At 60.0% G+C, this 20,222-nt stretch carries 24 protein-coding genes, 1 tRNA gene and 1 pseudogene; 17 read left to right on the top strand and 9 right to left on the bottom strand.

Annotated features, from left to right (window positions below):
• The first annotated feature begins 225 nt into the window (after window positions 1–225).
• Window positions 226–1,182 carry an L-malyl-CoA/beta-methylmalyl-CoA lyase gene (locus tag Q1A52_RS16420; protein WP_300017749.1) on the top strand — a complete coding sequence of 319 codons (957 nt, stop codon included), beginning with the start codon at window positions 226–228 and terminating at the stop codon, window positions 1,180–1,182.
• Window positions 1,183–1,248: 66 nt separating this feature from the next.
• Entirely contained in the window at window positions 1,249–1,719 is a 471-nt protein-coding gene (locus Q1A52_RS16415; protein WP_300017746.1) for a DUF302 domain-containing protein, read from the top strand.
• A gap of 76 nt (window positions 1,720–1,795) precedes the next feature.
• Here the strand turns inward: Q1A52_RS16415 and Q1A52_RS16410 are convergent, their stop codons facing one another.
• Window positions 1,796–2,248 (bottom strand): Lrp/AsnC family transcriptional regulator, encoded by a 453-nt coding sequence (locus Q1A52_RS16410; RefSeq protein WP_299779038.1) that lies wholly within the window; start codon window positions 2,246–2,248, stop codon window positions 1,796–1,798.
• Between the two features lie 72 nt (window positions 2,249–2,320).
• Between Q1A52_RS16410 and Q1A52_RS16405 the strand changes: the two genes are divergently transcribed.
• Window positions 2,321–2,917, top strand: a complete 597-nt coding sequence (locus Q1A52_RS16405) for a LysE family translocator (protein WP_300017743.1) — start codon at window positions 2,321–2,323, stop codon at window positions 2,915–2,917.
• Window positions 2,918–2,980: 63 nt separating this feature from the next.
• Window positions 2,981–3,943: an acetyl-CoA carboxylase carboxyltransferase subunit alpha gene (locus tag Q1A52_RS16400; protein WP_300017740.1), complete on the top strand. Its 963-nt coding sequence runs from the start codon at window positions 2,981–2,983 to the stop codon at window positions 3,941–3,943.
• A gap of 3 nt (window positions 3,944–3,946) precedes the next feature.
• Here the strand turns inward: Q1A52_RS16400 and Q1A52_RS16395 are convergent, their stop codons facing one another.
• From Q1A52_RS16395 to Q1A52_RS16385, 3 genes are all read right to left on the bottom strand, one after another.
• Window positions 3,947–4,435 carry a GNAT family N-acetyltransferase gene (locus Q1A52_RS16395; protein WP_300017737.1) on the bottom strand — a complete coding sequence of 163 codons (489 nt, stop codon included), beginning with the start codon at window positions 4,433–4,435 and terminating at the stop codon, window positions 3,947–3,949.
• 141 nt (window positions 4,436–4,576) lie between these two features.
• A complete protein-coding gene (locus Q1A52_RS16390) occupies window positions 4,577–5,227 on the bottom strand; it encodes a GntR family transcriptional regulator (RefSeq protein WP_300017734.1) in 651 nt (216 codons plus the stop codon).
• Between the two features lie 74 nt (window positions 5,228–5,301).
• The gene (locus Q1A52_RS16385) at window positions 5,302–6,000 is read right to left on the bottom strand and encodes a M48 family metallopeptidase (protein WP_300017731.1); all 699 of its coding nucleotides are present in this window, start codon (window positions 5,998–6,000) and stop codon (window positions 5,302–5,304) included.
• A gap of 112 nt (window positions 6,001–6,112) precedes the next feature.
• Here Q1A52_RS16385 and Q1A52_RS16380 point away from each other — a divergent pair, with 112 nt between their 5' ends.
• Together Q1A52_RS16380 and Q1A52_RS16375 are read left to right on the top strand one after the other, a co-directional pair.
• Complete coding sequence (locus Q1A52_RS16380; protein WP_299779050.1) at window positions 6,113–6,445, top strand: TIGR02300 family protein; 333 nt, start codon at window positions 6,113–6,115, stop codon at window positions 6,443–6,445.
• Window positions 6,446–6,562: 117 nt separating this feature from the next.
• Window positions 6,563–6,638, top strand: a tRNA-Ala gene (locus Q1A52_RS16375).
• A 222-nt stretch (window positions 6,639–6,860) separates the two neighbouring features.
• Here Q1A52_RS16375 and Q1A52_RS16370 read toward each other — a convergent pair.
• The 4 genes and pseudogenes from Q1A52_RS16370 to Q1A52_RS16355 form a co-directional block, all read right to left on the bottom strand.
• Window positions 6,861–7,067, bottom strand: a pseudogene (locus Q1A52_RS16370) (transposase); the annotation flags it as partial.
• Between the two features lie 76 nt (window positions 7,068–7,143).
• Window positions 7,144–7,722: a GNAT family N-acetyltransferase gene (locus Q1A52_RS16365; RefSeq protein WP_300017728.1), complete on the bottom strand. Its 579-nt coding sequence runs from the start codon at window positions 7,720–7,722 to the stop codon at window positions 7,144–7,146.
• Between the two features lie 65 nt (window positions 7,723–7,787).
• Window positions 7,788–8,297 (bottom strand): GNAT family protein, encoded by a 510-nt coding sequence (locus Q1A52_RS16360; RefSeq protein ID WP_300017725.1) that lies wholly within the window; start codon window positions 8,295–8,297, stop codon window positions 7,788–7,790.
• A complete protein-coding gene (locus Q1A52_RS16355) occupies window positions 8,294–9,133 on the bottom strand; it encodes an EamA family transporter (RefSeq protein WP_300017722.1) in 840 nt (279 codons plus the stop codon). Before Q1A52_RS16355 ends, Q1A52_RS16360 begins: the two co-directional genes overlap by 4 nt.
• 559 nt (window positions 9,134–9,692) lie before the next feature.
• Between Q1A52_RS16355 and Q1A52_RS16350 the strand changes: the two genes are divergently transcribed.
• From Q1A52_RS16350 to urtE, 11 genes are all read left to right on the top strand, one after another.
• A complete protein-coding gene (locus Q1A52_RS16350) occupies window positions 9,693–10,064 on the top strand; it encodes a YciI family protein (RefSeq protein ID WP_300017719.1) in 372 nt (123 codons plus the stop codon).
• Window positions 10,061–11,296, top strand: a complete 1,236-nt coding sequence (locus Q1A52_RS16345; protein WP_300017716.1) for a sigma-70 family RNA polymerase sigma factor — start codon at window positions 10,061–10,063, stop codon at window positions 11,294–11,296. The genes Q1A52_RS16350 and Q1A52_RS16345 overlap by 4 nt, the downstream gene beginning before the upstream one ends.
• A gap of 69 nt (window positions 11,297–11,365) precedes the next feature.
• Window positions 11,366–11,752: a VOC family protein gene (locus Q1A52_RS16340; protein WP_300017713.1), complete on the top strand. Its 387-nt coding sequence runs from the start codon at window positions 11,366–11,368 to the stop codon at window positions 11,750–11,752.
• 24 nt (window positions 11,753–11,776) lie between these two features.
• Entirely contained in the window at window positions 11,777–12,175 is a 399-nt protein-coding gene (locus Q1A52_RS16335; RefSeq protein WP_300017710.1) for an MAPEG family protein, read from the top strand.
• Window positions 12,175–12,519 carry a TfoX/Sxy family protein gene (locus tag Q1A52_RS16330; RefSeq protein ID WP_300017707.1) on the top strand — a complete coding sequence of 115 codons (345 nt, stop codon included), beginning with the start codon at window positions 12,175–12,177 and terminating at the stop codon, window positions 12,517–12,519. The genes Q1A52_RS16335 and Q1A52_RS16330 overlap by 1 nt, the downstream gene beginning before the upstream one ends.
• 12 nt (window positions 12,520–12,531) lie before the next feature.
• The gene (locus Q1A52_RS16325; RefSeq protein WP_300017704.1) at window positions 12,532–13,191 is read left to right on the top strand and encodes a DUF2461 domain-containing protein; all 660 of its coding nucleotides are present in this window, start codon (window positions 12,532–12,534) and stop codon (window positions 13,189–13,191) included.
• A gap of 346 nt (window positions 13,192–13,537) precedes the next feature.
• Window positions 13,538–14,818, top strand: coding sequence for an urea ABC transporter substrate-binding protein (urtA, locus tag Q1A52_RS16320; RefSeq protein ID WP_300017701.1), 1,281 nt, complete (start codon window positions 13,538–13,540; stop codon window positions 14,816–14,818).
• Window positions 14,819–14,885: 67 nt separating this feature from the next.
• Window positions 14,886–16,811, top strand: coding sequence for an urea ABC transporter permease subunit UrtB (gene urtB, locus Q1A52_RS16315; protein ID WP_300017698.1), 1,926 nt, complete (start codon window positions 14,886–14,888; stop codon window positions 16,809–16,811).
• Between the two features lie 4 nt (window positions 16,812–16,815).
• Window positions 16,816–17,982, top strand: coding sequence for an urea ABC transporter permease subunit UrtC (gene urtC / locus Q1A52_RS16310; protein WP_300017694.1), 1,167 nt, complete (start codon window positions 16,816–16,818; stop codon window positions 17,980–17,982).
• Window positions 17,979–18,728 carry an urea ABC transporter ATP-binding protein UrtD gene (gene urtD, locus Q1A52_RS16305; protein ID WP_300017691.1) on the top strand — a complete coding sequence of 250 codons (750 nt, stop codon included), beginning with the start codon at window positions 17,979–17,981 and terminating at the stop codon, window positions 18,726–18,728. Before urtC ends, urtD begins: the two co-directional genes overlap by 4 nt.
• Complete coding sequence (gene urtE / locus Q1A52_RS16300) at window positions 18,721–19,416, top strand: urea ABC transporter ATP-binding subunit UrtE (RefSeq protein WP_300017688.1); 696 nt, start codon at window positions 18,721–18,723, stop codon at window positions 19,414–19,416. The genes urtD and urtE overlap by 8 nt, the downstream gene beginning before the upstream one ends.
• Here the strand turns inward: urtE and Q1A52_RS16295 are convergent, their stop codons facing one another.
• Window positions 19,417–20,046, bottom strand: coding sequence for a LysE family translocator (locus Q1A52_RS16295; RefSeq protein WP_300017685.1), 630 nt, complete (start codon window positions 20,044–20,046; stop codon window positions 19,417–19,419).
• Between the last annotated feature and the right edge of the window lie 176 nt (window positions 20,047–20,222).

The following is a 20,222-nucleotide window of genomic DNA, read 5'->3' as shown; positions in this document are numbered from 1 at the left end:
AATTTCTCCTCTTTGCCCCGCAAAGGCATCTCGAAAACCGCCAAATCTATAGCTTATGCGCAATTTTCTTCGACTCCTTTCGGAAACTGGCGAAGAATTAAGCGTAGATGCTGAGTTAGGCCACCCGAATCTTATGCTGCACCTGCAAAATGCGCTTGCAGCATAACGCGTAATTTAATACCAACCACAACGACACAATCGCAATTTTGTTTCCCTGAGGTCTGTATGAGCTTTCGTATCCAACCCAGCCCGCCTGCCCGACCAAACCGATGCCAGCTCTTTGGCCCGGGCTCACGTCCTGCCATCTTCGAAAAGATGGCCGCATCGGCGGCAGATGTCATCAACCTCGACCTCGAAGATAGCGTCGCGCCCAGCGACAAGGACAGCGCCCGCGCCAATATCATCGCCGCAATTTCCGATATCGACTGGGGCAACAAGACACTGTCCGTGCGCATCAACGGGCTCGACACGCCCTTCTGGTACCGTGATGTGGTCGACCTGATGGAGGAGGCGGGCAACCGCCTGGACCAGATCATGATCCCCAAGGTCGGCTGCGCGGCAGATATATACGCCGTCGACGCACTGGTCAGCGCCATCGAAGCCGCCAAGGGGCGGACAAAGAAAATCACGTTCGAGGTCATCATCGAGTCCGCCGCCGGCATCGCCCATGTGGAGGAAATCGCCGCCAGTTCACCTCGCCTCGCCGCAATGAGCCTCGGTGCCGCAGATTTCGCCGCCTCCATGGGCATGGCCACCACCGGCATCGGCGGCACGCAGGAAAACTACTACATGATCCGCGAGGGGCAGAAACACTGGTCTGACCCCTGGCACTGGGCGCAAGCCGCCATCGTCGCCGCCTGCCGCACCCACGGCGTGCTGCCCGTCGACGGCCCCTTCGGCGATTTCTCCGATGACGACGGCTTTCGTGCACAGGCCCGCCGCTCCGCCACCCTCGGCATGGTCGGCAAATGGGCGATCCACCCCAAACAGGTGGCAATCGCCAACGACGTCTTCACCCCCTCGGACGAAGCCGTCACTGAGGCCCGCGAGATCCTCGCTGCCATGGAAGAGGCCAAGGCCAAGGGCGAAGGCGCCACCGTCTACAAGGGCCGCCTCGTAGACATCGCCTCGATCAAACAAGCCGAAGTGATCGTGCGCCAGTCGGAAATGATCGCGGGCTGACGCGCTCGTGACTTGGCAAATCCGGTTTGGCCTGCCCCTATGGGGATGACCATCCGGGAGCCTGCCATGAAACCGATCCTCACCGCCTGCCTCACCCTGCTCTGCGCCACCGCGCTCCATGCCCAATCCATTGCTCCGCGCGACGGCTGGGTGGTGATCACAACCGAGAAGACACACGCCGACCTGCTCACGGACCTGAAAACCGCAGTCAAAGCCAACAAGATGGGCATCGTCACCCAGGCCGGTCCCACAGGGGCGGCCAAGGCCCGCGGCATCACCATCCCGCAAAACCGGGTCATTGGCGTCTTCAACAATGACTTCGCGGTGAAAATCCTCGCCCTCTCCACAGCCGCGATGATCGAAGCACCGATCCGATTCTACGTTACCGAAGAACCCGATGGCACCGCCACGCTCTCCTACAAAGCTCCAAGTTTCGTCTTTGATCCCTACATGAAAGAAGCTGGCCCGGACCTCCAAGCCATTGCGCAAGAGCTCGACACCCGCTTCGCAACCATTGCCGAGGTTGCGCGCGACTAACCCGCCGGGCACTCGGGCCACACCCTCCAGCGCTTCATTGTTCCAAAAATATGCAAACCCGAACCACCGGCCGCCCTCACGCCCGCTCGTCCTTGGGTGAGCCCATCACCACGTAAGAAGTGATCGCGTTCACCTGTGGCAGGGCGCCGAGCTTATCTGTGTGAAACCTTTTGTAGCTTGGCAAATCCGCGCATTCCACACGCAAAAGATATTCCGTTGACCCCGTTGTGTTATGGCATTCCACCACTTCAGAGGATCGGGAAATCGCCCGCTCGAATGCCTCCTGCGAAGCCTTTGAGTGATCGCTGAGCCCGACCGTTATGTAAGCTGTGAACCCGATGCCAAGCTGTGCCGTGTCCAACACCACGCGATACCCTCGAATGACACCAGACCGCTCCAACTCCTGCACCCGACGCAAGCACGCGGAGGCCGACAGGCCAACACGTTCAGCCAATTCCAGGTTACTGATCCGGCCATCGCGCCTCAACTCACGCAATATGTGCTCTGCTTTTTCGTCAATTTTGCTCATATGTTGCAAAAATAGACACTGAAAAGGGCAAAATGCAATTTCAATTGCCCAATTAATCACAATAATTGCAACATGCACTACGAATTGCTCTCCGCCCTTGTCCTGTTTGCCTTCGCCAGCTCGGCAACGCCCGGACCAAATAATCTGATGCTTATGGCATCAGGTGCCAACTATGGTTTCGCCCGGTCCATTCCGCATATGCTGGGTATCTCCATCGGATTTGCGTTGATGATCATTCTGGTCGGGGCCGGGTTGGCGCAGATATTTGAAGCATATCCGATTAGCCACACGGTGTTGAAAACCGTCTCGGTCATCTATCTCTCCTATCTCGCATGGAAAATCGCCACAGCGGCACCGATCAAGAAGTCAGCAGGGGAAGGGCGGCCCATGACTTTCCTGCAGGCTGCTGCCTTTCAGTGGGTCAACCCAAAGACCTGGGCGATGGCGCTGACCGCCCTGTCCGTTTACGCACCGAGCCAAACGCTCGCGGCATTTGCTCTCGTGGCGGTGATCTTTGGGACGGTGAACCTGCCCGCCATCACGTTCTGGACCATTCTGGGCCAGCAGATGGCGCGCGTTCTGACGAACCCACGGCGGCTAACGATCTTTAACTGGACCATGGCCGGATTGCTCATCGCGTCGCTCTATCCCGTGCTGTGGCCGGGTTGACTGGCGTTGCAATGCCCTGAAATGCCAGCCATATAACGAGGGAGAACAACAATAAGGTCTCCCATGACCCAGTATATGGATTTCGAAAAGCCGCTGGCCGAGATTGAAGGCAAGGCGGAGGAATTGCGCGCGTTGGCCCGGTCCAACGAGGAAATGGATGTGACGGAAGAGGCCGCAGCCCTCGACGTCAAGGCCCGTGCGATGCTGGAAGACCTCTACAGGTCGCTGACGCCATGGCGAAAATGCCAGGTGGCGCGGCACGCGGAACGCCCGCACTGTCAGGACTATGTTGATGCACTCTTTACGGACTACACACCGCTTGCCGGTGACCGGAACTTTGCCGATGACCACGCCGTCATGGGCGGCTTGGCCCGGCTGAATGACCGCCCGGTCATGGTAATCGGCCATGAAAAGGGCAATGACACGAAATCCCGGATAGAGCGGAACTTTGGCATGGCGCGGCCCGAAGGGTACCGCAAGGCCATTCGCCTGATGGACATTGCCCATCGCTTTGGCCTGCCGGTGATCACGCTGGTGGACACGCCCGGTGCTTATCCGGGCAAAGGTGCGGAAGAGCGCGGGCAGTCAGAGGCGATTGCGCGCGCCACGGAAAAATGTCTGCAGATCGGCGTGCCGCTGATCTCCGTCATCATCGGAGAAGGCGGGTCCGGCGGTGCGGTCGCCTTTGCGACGGCGAATCGCGTGGCGATGCTGGAACATTCGGTTTACTCCGTGATCAGCCCCGAAGGCTGTGCCTCGATCCTTTGGAAAGACGCCGAAAAGATGCGTGAAGCGGCCGAGGCTCTGCGCCTGACAGCCGAAGATCTCAAGCAGCTTGGTGTGATTGACCGGATCATCCCGGAACCGACAGGCGGCGCGCACAGAGACGCCGCTGCGGCTATCGCTGCCGTGGGACGCGCGCTTGAGGCCATGCTGACGGATCTGGATGGCAAGGCACCTGAGGCGCTGGTCAAGGATCGCCGCGCTAAATTCATAGATATCGGAGGCAAGGGCCTTGCGGCCTGATCTCTAGGCCGCCGCCAGCTTGATGCGGAAACGTGGGCCGGCCTGATCAAGTCGGTCAAAACCCATGGCCAGATAGATGCCCTGTGCAACGATGTTGTTCGGGTGCGTACCCACCATGAGATAGCGGCATCCTTCAGCACGTGCCAGGGCTTCACTGGCCTTGATCAATGCCTTGCCAACGCCTGTACCGCGCGCGGACTTAGCAACGTAGAGATGATGCATGTCCATACCCCGCGCGCCGAATTGCATCTGCGCAAGAGGACAGAGCGCGGCATAACCGACAACTTTACCTGCTTCTTCCGCCAGCAAGATGCGCACCCACGGGTGGGGGCCAAGAATGTCGCGCGCCAACTCATCTGCGGTAACTGTCGCGACATCGCCGTGAAAGTCAGCGAGTTTTGACACCATTTCCAATACAACCTGAAGGTCATCCGGCCTTACAGGGCGAATTCTTCCTGAGAAAACTGATTTTTCCATTTCAATCTGAACCACTTACGAAACTATTACACCCCCGTTTCCCAGTGACCCCTGCCGTATTAGAACGCGAAACTATGTCCCCGACTGGGCCGAATTTTGTTAAAATTCTACATATGGTAGAAATTTTCAATGGCGATGTGAGGAATTGGTAAAGATTTAGCTCGCCAACATCCGCAAACCCTGTGTCACATCCGACCGAACCGCGAGGCGCAGGCCCGGCTCGTCCCCGGCCCTGAGCGCTGCGATGATCAGCCGGTGGAAGTGCGGCGGTTCGGTCTTGCGCAACCGACCGTAGAGCGCGCGCATCGTCGGCCCCATCTGCAGCCAAACGGTTTCCGCCATGGCCAGCATCGCCGGGGCCTGCGCGCGCAGGTACAGGGTGCGGTGAAACTCCAGATTGGTACGGATGTAGCTTGCCGCATCGCGGTGGGCCACGGCTTCCGCGATGGTCGCGTTGATTGTCTGCATCCGCTCGATCAGCGCCATGTGCGCGCGCGGCAAGGCACGGCTGGCCAGTTCCACCTCAATGAGCGCGCGCAGCGCTGCCAGCTCCTCGATCCGCTCATTGCTGAGTTCAGGAGTCGACACCCGCCCCGAGGAGGACATGGTCAGCGCTCCTTCGGCCACCAGGCGCCGCACCGCTTCGCGCGCCGGTGTCATCGACACCTCGTATTCGCTGCCGATCCCCCGCAGGGTAAGCCCCTCGCCGGGCGGCAGATCACCCTGCATGATCCGACCGCGCAGCGCGCGATACACGCGGTCATGCGCGGCGGGAGCTGCATCGGCAGGGCGCGGGTTCAGGATCATGGATTGCTTGTGATCACAAATCCGCTCACGGTCAAGATGCGCCGCAGATGTCACCACGATCAGGACCAGGAAACTTAGGAGACACCGTCAAAGCGATAGCGGTGCAGATCGCTGCCTTGCTGGCGCAGCCATTGTCGCGGCCCGGCGTACTCTCCGTAAATCCGGCTGACCTGCGCCCAAAAGGCTGGCGAATGGTTCATTTCAGCCAGATGCGCGACCTCGTGGGCCACCACGTAATCGAGGACTTCCGGCGGCGCGAGAATCAGTCGCCAAGAATACATCAAACGCCCCTCAGCCGTGCAGGACCCCCAGCGCGAGCGTGTGTCGCGCAGGGTAATCGCCTGGTAGGGCTTGCCCAGAAGGGCGGCATAATTATCCGACGCCTCGGCCAGCCGGGCGCGGGCAATTTCCTTGAGATGTCCGGCAAGGCGGCGGCCCGCACGCGCAGGCGCCCCCGGCACGGCCACGGCGCCCGCCTCGAACTGCACGCGACGCCCGCTGCCTGCCACCACCTGATACATCTCTCCGCCCACCGGCAGCTGCGTGCCGATACCCACCGCGACATCATCCCCCCGGGCCGCCAGATGTTTGCGAATCCATCCTTCTTTTTCATGTGCAAACAGCAGTGCCTCGCGTTCCGGCACTCGTTTGGGCAGGGTCAGGGTCACCCGTCCATCAAGTTGAGAGATTCGCAGTGAAATACGCTTTGCCCGCGCGGAACGGCGCAGGATCAGGGGGATGGGCGGGTCACCGGGCAGTGAGTTCTCGGTCATATTCGCTCTTGAAGATAGGCTGGCGTGCGGCAGCCCTTTACAGCCCCCGATTCATATGGCACTTGGCCGGAATCATCTACAGCAGAACAGCAATTGTAAAAGGGGGTTTTTCATGCCCAAAGAAGAATGGGGAACGAAGCGCCTCTGCCCCACAACCGGCAAGCGGTTTTATGATCTGAACAAGGACCCGATCGTCAGCCCCTACACCGGAGAAGTGGTCGAGATCGACCTCAGCAAATCCCGCATGATCGCGGCGGATGCGGAAGACGCGGCATCAGCCAAGGCCAAGGCATCCACCCAAGAGGACGACGCGGTCCTTGAGGATGACGACGAAGATGTGGATGTGGATCTGGGTGATGATCTTCTCGACGACGACGAGGACGATGATGATAACGTACCTCTCGAAGAGATTGCGGATGTCGCTTCGGAAGACGACGAGAACTGATTCATAAATTCGCGCTCGGGGCGGTCTTTTTTGACTTGATCCTGCCCCGCGTTGCGCCTATTTAGCGGCGCACTGGATTTCGCAATCCATCCCTTTGGGGCCTCAGGTCTCAATGTTGGGGCCTTAGCTCAGCTGGGAGAGCGCCTGCATGGCATGCAGGAGGTCAGCGGTTCGATCCCGCTAGGCTCCACCAAATCCTCTTGTGGTTGGCTACATAGTTTGACCTTTAGGGGTCGATGTAGCTGTCAAAAGGTCGAAGTGCATCTCCAGCCCGAACGCGGCGAAGGTCCGTTCCGAGCCGATTCTGTTTGAAAACAACGTATTGTGGGCGCTGTAAGGGGTGCGAGAGCCTTTCTGGTCAGGCTTTTCGCGTTTGCTGCGGTGCAGGAAAGATCTTCACCAGTTTGCGGAGGTTCTAGGCGGTGGCGGCGAGGAGGAATTCGTCATTCACGCCGCATGGGCCTCGTAATCGAAGCCGTTCCAAGCCTAGAATCCATTTAAGGTGCGCAAAGAGCATCTCGAACTTCTTTCGGAGCTTTGCTGAGACCTTGTATCGGGACGTCTTGCAGATGGCGCGGGCGACGTCACGTGCTTCTTCATGTTCTTCACGGGTGATCTTGCGGCACTCAGCCTTTGGGCCGATTTGGGTTTTGACGGACATGCCTGACAGGTGCCCACTCAACCGACCGTAACACGCATCAGAGAGACCTACGTCCCAAAACAGACATGCTGTCGTTGGTTTGCCAACCCTCACGTGTCAGGCAGTAGCAGCACCACCGGGTCGAGCCACTGCCCAGGTCTATATCGGCCTCGTGCGTGTAGACCGCGCCAAGTCTGCTTGTGGCTTTCTGCGAACGCAAGTTGGACGGTGCAATATGGAACCATGCCTCGGTGGACGTTTCGAACAGATGGGCAAGGGTCAGCCGCTTGACGATCCTGTTCGTGATACCGCCCCAATGGTCTCGAACCAGAAAGGTAAATCCGATCGACAGTCGTAAGGGCGCGTTCGTATCCGTGTAGTAGACAGTGCAGCCGATGATGCGGCCTGCCAAGTCCCGAATGGTAAGCGCGGCGCTCGACGACAGCAGCATGTCGAAATAGGCAGAGAAGACCGCGCTATCATGCCTGTCGTGTGCGGGATGACCGCTCCAGATTAATGGATCGCTGGCTGCCTCGGTCATGCCGTCGCGGTCGTTCTCCTCTATTGGCCTTAAAGTCATGTCGCCAGCCTGCAGGGAAGGCTGCGGGTCGAATCCTTGTGGAAACATAAACGCCATCTTGGTCCCCTTGTTAATTGGGACACTCTCGTGTCTCGATTGACCTCTTACCGAACGACCACTTGTTACCTGGTATCTGCTTCGGCAAGATTGATTGACAACCTGTGCTCCTTACCGATCCGCCCGGAGAAGACCGGGCCACTGTCTGCCATGCCAAAGTTACGATAGACGGTGAGTGCGGCTATGTTTTCGGCATCGACAGCGAGGACCAGTTGTTCCGCCTTAGGCCAGGTTGAGGCCGCAGCCTGAACCGAGAGCCGGAAGGCCAGCCCACCCAGATATTTTCCCTGCCACGCCCGATCAAGCTTGAATCCATGAAGGGAAACGGCATTTGCAGCCACCCAATCCGCCGTGGCAGGCGGCCGTTTCAGAACAACCATGCCAATGGGTTCGGCATCCTTCAAAAAGCAGAGACCCTGCACCGCGCCACTGGTATCAGACAGGCAGCCCTCCAACGTCTCCGAGAAGGTCCCGCCAAACTCCACTTGCGCGTCTGAAATCGTTAGCGTGCGCAGGCGAGACAGTTGGTCCGGGCTCAACGCGGTGCAGTTCCGGATGTCGAGCGGGTTGGTCATGGCTCTTGGCTCGTCGTTCTTCGCCTGGCCGGTTGCCTGAGAAGAACGAGACCCGAAACAATGATCAGAGCCGCGCCGGCAACGGTCGTCGCGGTCGGAATTTCGGAAAATACAATAAATCCGATGAGCGCGCTTCCAACAAGTTCGAGATACACCAGCGGTGAAAGGGTCGACGCATCCGACAACCGAAAAGCCAAGATGGTCAGCAGGTGACCAATGGCGGAAATGACACCCAGACCAGCGAACAGCCACAACAGATTCACCTGCGGAACCTCAAACGTGAAGGCGGCCTGCGGGCTGAGCAAAACGGTTCCGATCACGCACTGAAAGGCAAGTGTCTTTATCGGGTCACTGTGTTGCGACGCCTGTCGGGTCGCAATCAGATAGAGGGCGAAAAACAGACCCGCCCCAAAGGCCATGATGAGCCCAATCTCGATTTCACCAGAGGGCTGGAGGACGACCACTGATCCGACAAATCCGAGCGCAAGGCTGAGCAGTTTTTGCCAGGTGAACATTTCTTTCAGAAAAAGGACAGACAGGGCCACCGCGACCACCGGACCAACAAAGTAGGCACTAACCGCCAGAGAGATGGGAATCCGTGCAATCGCAAGGAAGTACAATGTCATGGCGGTCACGAGAAAGGCCGTCCGCACCAGATGCGCAAATCTTTGTTTTTCAGGAAACATCTGCCATCCGTGAAACCGGAAAGCCAAGGGGATGACGATCAGGCAAGCGACGGCGTAACGCGCCCAACCAATGAAGAGAGGGGAATACTCTGCGCTGAGGTATTTGGCGATGCCATCCACCATCGGCACACCGAGCATCGCAATGGACATCAAGAGGATTCCTTGGATGTTTGAATGTTTCGCCGTCACAGGAGCCCCCAAGTTTCACGTTGTTTCAATATGCAAGCCGAACTGTGCCACACAGTCCCCACCTAGCCTGTCAGGGATCAAGAGATGGCCCCGGCCAAGGCGCAGTCAATTGTGGATTTCCTTTCATAATATGTCTCTCGGCAGATTGGCTATGACACAAAAACAGCAGTTTCCGGGGTACCTTACATACCATGTGGTGGGAAAGGACATAGTCCAAACACCCATCGTGGGCAGCGGTTGTGAAATCTGCCTCAAATAGAGCGTCGCGATCATCTTAGACATGACAGTTGGGGTCGACTTTTCCTAGCTCGGTTTTATGCCGCTCAACCGTCAAGTCTTGGCTCCCGAGGCAATCCATGAGGCATGGTCAAACTCTATTAACTCCACGGGTATCGTCGCGCCGTTGTTGCCTTTTTGCGGTTGCCAGATTGAAAAGATCGCAAATCCAACTTCCACTTGTCGGATTTGCAATCCCTGGCGCGTCCTTGCACCATCGGAAAGCAACTGTGGAGATAGCAAGATGATGTACGCGATCACGATCTACGGAGAGTCAGGCGTTTTCGAAAACCTGCCAGCGGCAAAGCAACAAGAGGTCATGTCCGGGCACCGGGCGCTACAGGAGGAGCTGGACAAACGCGGCGACTTCATCTCCGTCAAACTGATGCCACCCTCCACCGCCGTGACCGTGGAACCGCCAGCAACGGCCGACCAAAAGCCGCTGATCACCGACGGGCCCTTTGCTGAGACAAAGGAGAGTTTTCTGGGCTTTTATGCTGCCGACTTCCAGACCCTGGACGACGCGCTGGAACATGCCCGGATGATATCGTCGCCCATTGCGCGGCTCGAGGTACGCCCCATTGCCTGGGCGGGCGGCGCGATATCGTCGGAGTGACCGGGTGGCTGGAAGCCAGCTTCACCACGCAGCGGCCTCATGCGATGGCCGCATTGACGCGATACTTCCGCGACATCGAGATCGCAGAGGAGGTTTTTGCCGAAGCCTGTGTCAAAGCCCTGGTCGATTGGCCCGAGAACGGCACACCCCGCGACCCGCTGGCCTGGCTGCTGACAACAGCCCGCAACGCCGGGCTGGACCGGCTGCGCAAGGCACAGCGGCAAAAGAGGCTTCTGGCGCATCACGCAGCCGATCTGGAAGCCGTGGACCAGCCCGCGCCCGATCCGGATGAGTTGCGCGATGACGTCCTGCGCCTGCTCTTTATCTGTTGCCACCCTGCGCTGGAACGGCAGGACCAGATTGCGATGGCCCTGAAGATCGTTGGCGGTCTGACCGTCGGCGAGATTGCACAGGCCTTCCTGATCAAACCCAAAACGATGGAGCAACGCATCACCCGCGCCAAGAAGCGAATTGCGGACAACCCGGTTGCCTTCGAGACCCCCAGCCCGCAGGAGCGCGGCAGACGGCTTGGCGACGTTTCCCTGATGATTTACCTGATGTTCAACGAAGGCTGGTCGACCTCCGGCGGGGACATCCAGATCCGGGTGACCCTGTGTGAAGAGGCAATTCGGCTGGCGCGTCTGCTGGTGACGCTGTTTCCGGGCATGGGCGAACAAGTGGCGCTTTTATCCCTGTTGTTGTTCCAACATGCGCGGCGCGATGCGCGCACTGATGCAGGTGGTAAACTGGTGGCGCTCGAAGATCAGGACCGCAGGCAATGGGACCTCTCCAATATCGCGGAAGGGTCTGCCCTGCTGCAAAAGGCGTCGCGTCTCAACCACCTCGGACCCTACCGCATTCAAGCGGCCATTGCGGCGGAACACGCGCGGGCGGCTTCGTCAGAAGCGACCGACTGGCTGGCGATTGAAGCCCATTACGCAGCACTCTACGCGATACAGCCCACACCTGTCGTGCGCCTCAACCACATTGCCGCGCAGGCCAGGACCAAGGGCGCCGGTTTCGCGCTTGCGGAGATGGCGCCCCTCGCTGATGAACTCGACAGGTACCGCTGGTACCATACGATGCGCGCCAGCCTGCTGGAGCAGATCAGCGATCACAGGGCCGCCAAGGCGGCGCTGGAGCGTGCACTGGAGCTGAACCCGACAGAACCGGAAGGCGCCGTGATCCGCGAAAAAATCGCCCTTTGCGAAAAAAATCTGCGCCCCGTGTAGGGATGGTCTCTCGTCCTGCGTCCTTGGTTCAGTCCCGCAGTGGGCGGGCGCAATCAAGGGAGCATTAAAATGAGTATTCTGGACATGACAGCCGTGGGAAACGCCGGGTGGATTGGCCATGCTGGCCCCGATGCCGGGCAGGCCAAATCCTTCTACAAGGAGGTTCTGGGCTGGTCGATCAACGAGATGCCGATGCAGGACGGGTCAAGCTACGGGGCTGCCGTGGTGGGTGAGACGGCCATTGGAGGGTTCTCGCCCATGCCCGAAGAAAGTGGCAGTTGGACGATCTATTTTACCGTCGCTGATGTCGATGCCAGCGTGGAAAAGGCACAATCAAAGGGCGCCACGGTTCTGACGCCACCGACGGACATGCCGGGTGTCGGCCGCATGGCAACCCTGACCGACCCGCAGGGCGCTCAATTCGCCCTGATCACCTATGAGAGCATGGCCTCCTGAGGCGCATACAGGGGAGATACCTCAATGGAAAACGCACCACAAATCACGCTGCTTTTCACCGCGCTTTTCGTGCTGATCAGCGTTCCCATGTCGATATCCGTGGGCCTCAGGCGGGTGGAGACGGGTGTGATGCTGCTGCACGGTGATGACGAGGACCTGCTCAGACGCATGCGCGCGCATGGAAACTTTACCGAATATGTGCCCTTGGCGCTGCTCGGGCTGGCGGGCGTCGAACTGGTGGGCGCACCCCTTTGGCTGGTGTTTGGCTGTGGCGGCACGCTGCTGGCGGCGCGGCTGATCCACTATGCCGGTTTGCGCACGTCACCGGACAACGTGGGGCGGCTCATTGGCGCGGTGCTCACATCCCTCACGATGCTGGTCTCGGGCGCCGTTATCCTGCTCGCCCTCGCCGGGATCATCTGATGCCGCAGGACGCCGAACTCACCCACCGCATGCGCCTCGCCCTTGAGGCGCATGCGGGCATCTCGGAAAAGCGCATGATGGGCGGCACCTGCTTTTTCCTCAACGGCAACATGCTGAGCGGCGCGCGGCGCGACAAGGACGGTGTCCGCCGCTTCATGTTCCGAGTCGGCAAGGATCGCGAAGCCGCCGCCCTCGCCGAGCCGGAAGCGCGGCCCGTCATTCACGACACCCGCAAGCTGGGTGGTTTCATTCTGGTGGTTGATGAGGACTGCCCCAACGCCAAACTGCGCAATTGGTTGAGCCTCTGCCTCGCACATGCCGCCACCCTTCCGCCCAAATCGTGAAAGGACCTTCGCATGCCCCGTTTCGATCACTTTTCCAAAGAAGCGTTGGGATTTCTCACCGATCTGAAATCCAACAACACACGCGACTGGTTCAACCAGCACCGGAAGACCTATGAGGTCGAAGTCCGGGAGCCGACCAAAGAGTTTGCCCGTCACATGAGCGACGCGCTGGGACAGTTCACCGGGCGGACGCATGACGCCAAGATCTACAGGATCAACCGGGACATCCGGTTTTCCAAGGACAAGACGCCCTATAATGCGCATATCCACATCTCCTTTGCGCCGCAGTCGGATCAGCTGAGCCCGCCGATGTGGTTCTTTGGCCTCTCGCCGGAAAAGCTGTCGCTGGGCTGCGGCGTGTTTCAATACGACAAGGAGGGTCTGACACGGTTCCGGGCTGCGATGGCCGGGCCGCAGGGGGCTGCTCTGATCCGCCTCGCGAACGCGCTGCCGACGCAGGGGCTCAGGGTCAGCGCGCCGGACCTGAAACGCGTACCACCCGGTTTCGACAAGGCACATCCGCATGGCGATGCGCTGCGCCGCAAGGGCTTTTCCGGCTGGAAAGATATCGAGGACCCCGGTTTTGTGACCAAACCCAGTCTCACCGCCCGAACGTTGCGAGAGATGACAGCGCTGCGCCCCATCTACGATCTGCTCTTCGATCTTGGCTGACGGCCACCTCAAAACCTCAGGAACGAACCGGCACGACCGCGCCAGAAGACGCCATCCGTCTAATAATTAAGCATTCCGCTAGTTTTTAGGCACCCCTGTCAGCAGAACCCTGCATTCGCGCCTATGGCACCAGCATTCGCTGGCCCGTATCCCATGCTTGCGGTCAATTGAGTGCGCTCAACACGGGCATCAACGCCGCGCAGGGGGCCATCCTGGCAGATAGCTCCCCCCGCGCGACTACAACATCACTGTTGCGGGACCTGACTTACACCGGTCAGACCACCCTTGGAAAGCGCCCGATGCGCCGCCCGAGTCCCCCGCAGCGACACACAGGGACGAACGACCTATGACGCTGAAATTTTCCTCCTATGTAACCGCTGCCGTATTGGGTAGCGCCGCCATGGCCGCCGCCGAATGCGCGGACCTGGTCAAGGTGGGTGTGCTGCACTCGCTCTCCGGAACCATGGCCATTTCCGAAACAACGCTCAAAGACACCATGCTGATGCTGATCGAAAAGCAGAACGCCGCTGGTGGCGTGCTGGGCTGCCAGATCGAGGCCGTGGTCGTCGATCCCGCCTCCGACTGGCCGCTCTTTGCAGAGAAGGCGCGCGAGCTGCTGACCGTGCACGATGTCGACGTGATCTTTGGCAACTGGACCTCCGTGTCGCGCAAATCCGTACTGCCGGTCATCGAAGAGCTGAACGGGCTGCTATTCTACCCGGTGCAATATGAGGGCGAAGAAAGCTCCAAGAACGTCTTCTACACCGGCGCCGCGCCCAACCAGCAGGCGATCCCGGCAGTGGATTACTTCCTCGAAGAACTGGGCGTGGAGAAATTCGCCCTGCTCGGCACCGACTATGTCTATCCGCGCACGACCAACAATATTCTGGAGCAATACCTGCAGGACAAAGGCATTGCAGCGGACGATATCTTTGTGAACTACACGCCCTTTGGCCACTCTGACTGGGCCACCATCGTGGGCGATGTGGTTGCCTTGGGTGAAGATGGCAAACAGGTCGGCGTGATCTCCACCATCAACGGGGACGCCAACATCGGCTTTTACAAGGAGCTGGCGGCAGCTGATATCTCGGCTGATGACATCCCCGTTGTGGCCTTCTCGGTGGGTGAAGAAGAACTCTCCGGTCTCGACACGTCGAACTTGGTGGGACACCTCGCCGCGTGGAACTATTTCCAATCTGCGGACACGCCGGCCAACACAGAATTCATCGACGCCTGGAAGGCGTTTGCCGGTGAAGAGCGCGTGACCAACGACCCGATGGAAGCACATTACATCGGTTTCAACATGTGGGTGAACGCGGCGACCGAAGCGGGTACCACCGATGTCGATGCCGTGCGCACGGCCATGTACGGGCAGGAATTCCCGAACCTGACCGGCGGCACCGCCGTCATGCTGCCGAACCACCATCTGGCAAAACCGGTGCTGATCGGCGAGATCACGGCGGACGGTCAGTTCGACATCATCTCGCAGACCAAGGAAGTACCGGGCGACGCCTGGACCGATTTCCTGCCTGACAGCGCCAAGCTTGTCTCCGACTGGAAAGAGCTCGGCTGCGGCATGTTCAACACCGAGACAGAAACCTGCGTTCAGTTGACCTCGAACTACTGATCGCCAAGACCGGGGCCGCATCCTCCTCCCCGCGGCCCCGCAACACCCAAGACCAAAGGCTACTCCCATGCGCCGCTTTTTCTACGCCATTGCACTTTGTTTTGGCACAATTATGGCCGCGCAGGCGCAGGAGCTTCAGGCGATCCTGCAGACTCATGCGGATGAAATCGCCAAGCCCTCGCGCAAGACTGTAAATGTTGCGCTGGAGGACCTGGTTGCCTCCGGGTTGCCAACAGTGCCGGGCTTTCTGGAGGCCTGGGTAGAAAAATCGGTGTGGCAGAGCAGCGACGGGCAGTTCTTCATCGGCGCAGTAGAAGACGACCAGATCAATCTGCGTGACGTGGATAGCGGCGCAGAGACCACAGCAGACAAATCAGATTTCAAGCAGCTCAAGCCAAACGGCGGCGTGCGCCGGGTGATCGGCACCGCGCTCGTACAATTCCAGCTCAGCGATGACAATCTGACGCGCCGCACAACCGCCGTTGCCTCTATCGCGCGCCGCCCGGCTGCAGACCAGCTCGCCCCCCTTCTGGCATCGGTCGAGGGCGAACCCGATCCAGTCCTCAAGGCGCGCAAGATACAGCTGGCCAATTTCCTCTCCACCCGCTTTGCCGATAATCCGGAAGACCGCATCACCGCCATCAACAGTCTGGCCAAGGACACCAGCGTCGAGGCGCGCAGTGTGCTCAATCAGATCCTGCAAAGCAGTTCTGGCGTCGCTCCAACAGAGCCGGAAGGGAACATCGCACGTATTCTCGACCCGATGCAGGCGCCCGATGCCTATTACGCCCAACTGGTAGAGGCAGGCTTTGCGCCGGCGCGCACCGGACCGCCAGTGATCCGCGCCGCCCTGGAGGCTAACATTGTCGCCGGACGAGTTGGCAATGTCCCTCTGGCCCAACTTGGCACAGATGCCGCGCGCGAGCGAGCCTATGCCGCGCTCGCCAAAGAAGGGCTGGCGCCGCCGCTCGTCACCACGCAGACGCGCGACCATGCGCTGGGGGAATACGTCTTCTACGATCTCTACGACGAACCCAACGCAGAGATCACCGCCGCCGCCGAAGCCGCCCTCGCATCGGTGGAACAACGGGTGGCCTTTGCCCAGGCGGCGGATCTCGCGCTCGACGGGCTTTCGCTTGCCTCGATCTACTTTCTCGCCGCCATCGGCCTCGCCATCACCTTCGGCGTCATGGGCGTGATCAACATGGCCCATGGCGAATTCATCATGATGGGGGCCTACACGGGCTATGTCGTGCAGACCTTCATCCCCGATTACACGGTTTCGATCCTTGTCGCCCTGCCGCTGGCCTTTGCCATCACCTTTGGCGCAGGGGTCACGATGGAACGGCTGGTGATCCGCCACCTCTACCACCGCCCGCTGGAGACGCTGCTGGCCACTTTCGGGATTTCCATCGCGCTGCAGCAATTGGCCAAGAACGTCTTTGGCACGCAGGCCCGCCCGCTGACCTCGCCCGACTGGCTGGATGGCGCCTGGGTGATTTCTGACGTGATCGCCATCAGCTATATCCGCATCGCGATTTTCGTGCTGGCGCTGCTGTTTCTGGCGCTGATCCTCTTTGTGCTCAAACGCACCCGGCTGGGGCTGGAAGTGCGCGCGGTCACGCAGAACCCCGGCATGGCGGCCAGCATGGGCATCAACCCCGACCGGATCAACATGCTCACCTTTGGCTTAGGCTCCGGCATCGCGGGCATCGCCGGTGTGGCCATCGGCCTTTACGCCAAGGTGACATCGGAAATGGGCGCGGATTACATCGTGCAAAGCTTCATGACCGTGGTTGTCGGCGGTGTCGGCAATGTCTGGGGCACGCTTGCGGGTGCTTCGATGATCGGGTTCCTGCAAAAGGGCATCGAATGGCTGAACCCCTCGAACACGCTCGCGGCCCAGACCTATATGATCCTCTTCATCATCCTTTTCATCCAGTTCCGGCCGAAGGGTATTGTCGCCCTCAAAGGCCGGGCGGCGGCGGACTGACCCCATGCGCAAAAGCTTTCTCTCCGAAAACCCGTCCGTCTTGTGGTTCATCGCCGCCCTGGGTCTTTTCACCCTCATGGTCACCCTGCTGTCCGAGGCCACGGGCGCCGGGCTGATTTCCACCTCCTTCGTGAAAACGCTGGGCAAGACCCTCTGCCTCTGCCTCATCGCCATCGCCATGGACGTGGTCTGGGGCTATTGCGGCATCCTTTCGCTGGGCCACTTCGCTTTTTTCGGCATTGGCGGCTACGCCATCGGCATGTGGCTGATGTATGCCCGCACCGAAGGCATCGTGCTGGAGAGCCTCTCTGGCCAGACCATCCCGCCCACGCCGCAGGAGATCTCTGACGCCATCGGCAACCAGATCTTCGGCGTGGTCGGATCGTCGGAGTTCCCCTTGATCTGGGCCTTTGCCGACAGCCTGGTCCTGCAACTGCTGATGGTGGTGCTGGTCCCCGGCCTGTTGGCGCTGGTCTTTGGCTGGCTGGCCTTCCGCAGCCGCGTTACCGGCGTCTACCTGTCGATCCTGACACAGGCCATGACGCTGGCCCTGTCGCTCTACCTCTTCCAGAACGACAGCGGGTTGCGCGGCAACAACGGCCTCTCAGGCCTGCAGAATATCCCCGGGTTCGAAAGCACGCCACAATCCACCATAGCCATCGTCTTCTTCCTCATCTCTGCCGCAGCCCTCGGCGCAGGCTATGTGTTTTTCGCCTGGATCGTCTCTGGCAAGATGGGCAGCGTGATCAAGGGCATCCGCGATAACGAGGCCCGCGTGCGCTTCCTCGGCTACCACGTGGAAAGCTACAAGCTCTTCGTCTTTACCATCACCGCTGTCATCTCCGGCATCGCGGGTGCGCTTTACTACCCACAGGCGGGCATCATCAACCCCGGTGAAATCGCCCCCATCGCTTCGATCTACCTTGCTGTCTGGGTCGCCATTGGCGGGCGCGGCAGGCTCTATGGCGCGGTGATTGGCGCGGCCTTTGTCTCGCTGCTCTCCAGCTGGTTCACGGGCGGCGGCGCACCTGACATCAACCTCGGGTTCTACACCATCCAATGGACCGACTGGTGGCTGGTACTGCTGGGCGTGTCCTTCGTCGCGGTCACCCTGCTCTTTCCCAAAGGCATCGGCGGGCTCTTTGACTATCTGGTGAGGAAACAGCCATGAGCATGCTGCTGGAGGTCTCCGGTGTATCGGTCAGTTTCGACGGGTTCCGCGCCATCAACAATCTCTCGATCAACTTCGCCCCGGCGGAACTGCGCGCAATCATCGGCCCCAATGGTGCGGGCAAAACCACCTTCATGGACATCGTGACCGGCAAGACGAAACCGGATGAAGGCCACGTGATCTGGGGCGATAAAAACATCTCGCTGCTCGGCATGTCCGAAAGCCAGATCGCCCGTGAAGGCATTGGACGCAAGTTTCAGAAACCCACCGTGTTCGAAGACCAGACCGTGCGGCAGAACCTCGCCATGGCGCTCAAGAACCCGCGCGGGCCCTTCGCGGTGCTGACCCACAAGAAGACAGCAAAAAACGCCGCGCGGATCGAGGCGATTGCCGAGGAGATCGGGCTGCTGGACAGCCTCACCCGCCCGGCGGAGGAGCTCAGCCACGGGCAAAAGCAGTGGCTGGAGATCGGCATGCTGCTGGCGCAGGACCCGCGCCTCTTGCTGGTCGACGAACCCGCTGCGGGCATGACCGTGGAAGAGCGCGAGAAGACCACCGACATCCTGCGCCGCGCCGCTGAAACCCGCGCCGTTGTGGTTGTCGAACATGATATGGAATTCGTGCGCCGCCTGAACTGCAAGGTCACGGTGCTGCACGAGGGGTCGGTACTGGCCGAAGGCAACCTTGACCATGTCACCTCGAACCAGCAGGTGATCGACGTCTATCTGGGGCGGTCCCATGCTTGAGGTTGGCGATCTCTCCCTGCACTACGGCCAGAGCCGTATTCTCTATGACATCACCTTTGCCGCGCTGCGCGGGCAAATCACGGCCGTCATGGGCAACAATGGCGTCGGCAAGACCAGCCTCCTCAAGGCCATCGCGGGCCGCTATCCGGCCTCCGGCGGCAGCGTAACGCTGAACGGGCAAAGCTTGCCGCAGGGATCCGCCGCATTGGCCGCCCGTGCCGGCATCGCCTATGTTCCGCAGGGCCGCGAAGTTTTCCCGATGATGACCGTGCTGGAAAACCTCGAAACCGGGTTTGCCTGCCTACCCACGTCGGATCATCACGTGCCTGACCACATCTTTGACCTCTTCCCCGTGCTGGGCGACATGCGCACCCGGCGGGGCGGTGATCTGTCCGGCGGACAACAGCAGCAGCTGGCCATCGCCCGCGCGCTGATCACCCGACCCAAGGTGCTCTTGCTTGATGAGCCCACCGAAGGCATCCAGCCCAACATCATCCAGCAGATCGGTGATGCGCTGGAGATGCTGCGCGCGCAGGGTGAGATGGCCATCGTTCTGGTCGAACAGAACGCCGATTTCGCCTACCGGCTGGGCGACAGTTTCGTGCTGATGGAGGGCGGACGGCTCAAACGGGCGCGTGCCAAGGCGGATTACGCCATGGCTGACCTGTTGGAAGACCTGGCGCTCTGATCACCGCTGCGGTTGGAAATCCTTGCTGGCCAGCAAACCCGCCGCCGCAATCATCAAGGTGCCACAGATGCGATTGACTAAAGCAAAGGAAAATCGCTGCAGCGCGCTGGCTGCCCGCACCCCAAGCCACCCCCAGAGCAGCAGGATCAGCCCATCGACCACGATATACGTCACCCCGAGCACGAAAAGCTGCGGCAGCACCGGCTGCGCGGGATTGATGAATTGCGGGAAAAGCGCGCCAAAGAACACCACCGCAAAAGGGTTGGCCATCGAGGTCACGAAGCCCTGGCGGAACAGCCTAAGCGCGCCGCCTGCAGTGCCCGCGCCAGCCTCTCGCGCCTGATCCTTGCTCAGAAACAGCTGCGCCCCGATCCAGAGCAGATAGGCAACACCAAGCCATTTGATCCAGAGAAACGCACTGGCGGAGGTGGCGATGATCGCCGCGAGACCAAAGGCCGCCGCCGTCATCTGCACCGCATTGGCAGAAAGATCGCCGACAATGGTAAAGACGCTGCGGCGCAACCCGTGACGGATGCTGTTGGAAATGATCAACAGCTGGCTGGTGTCCGGCGGAGTGGCAAAGAAAACAGCGACCGCAGCGAGGTAAAGAAGGTAGGTTTCCAGTGACATGGGCGATGCGTCCTTCCTCGTGTCCCGGAACGCTAGCCGCGAAAACCCCGCAGCGTCAATGCGTCACCGGTCTGTTGTATTTCGGAATGCCCATCGACTCTTGGCGGCCAAAGGCATAACGACGCCGCAACCGCGCCCCCGCACAGGCGGCCCAGCCGCACATCACACGAAGGACC

The organism is uncultured Roseobacter sp., from assembly GCF_947488185.1.
In the GTDB taxonomy this organism is placed as follows: Bacteria; Pseudomonadota; Alphaproteobacteria; order Rhodobacterales; family Rhodobacteraceae; genus Roseobacter.
The sequence above is the reverse complement of the archived record's forward strand: the minus strand, read 5'-3'. Positions and strand labels throughout refer to the sequence as shown.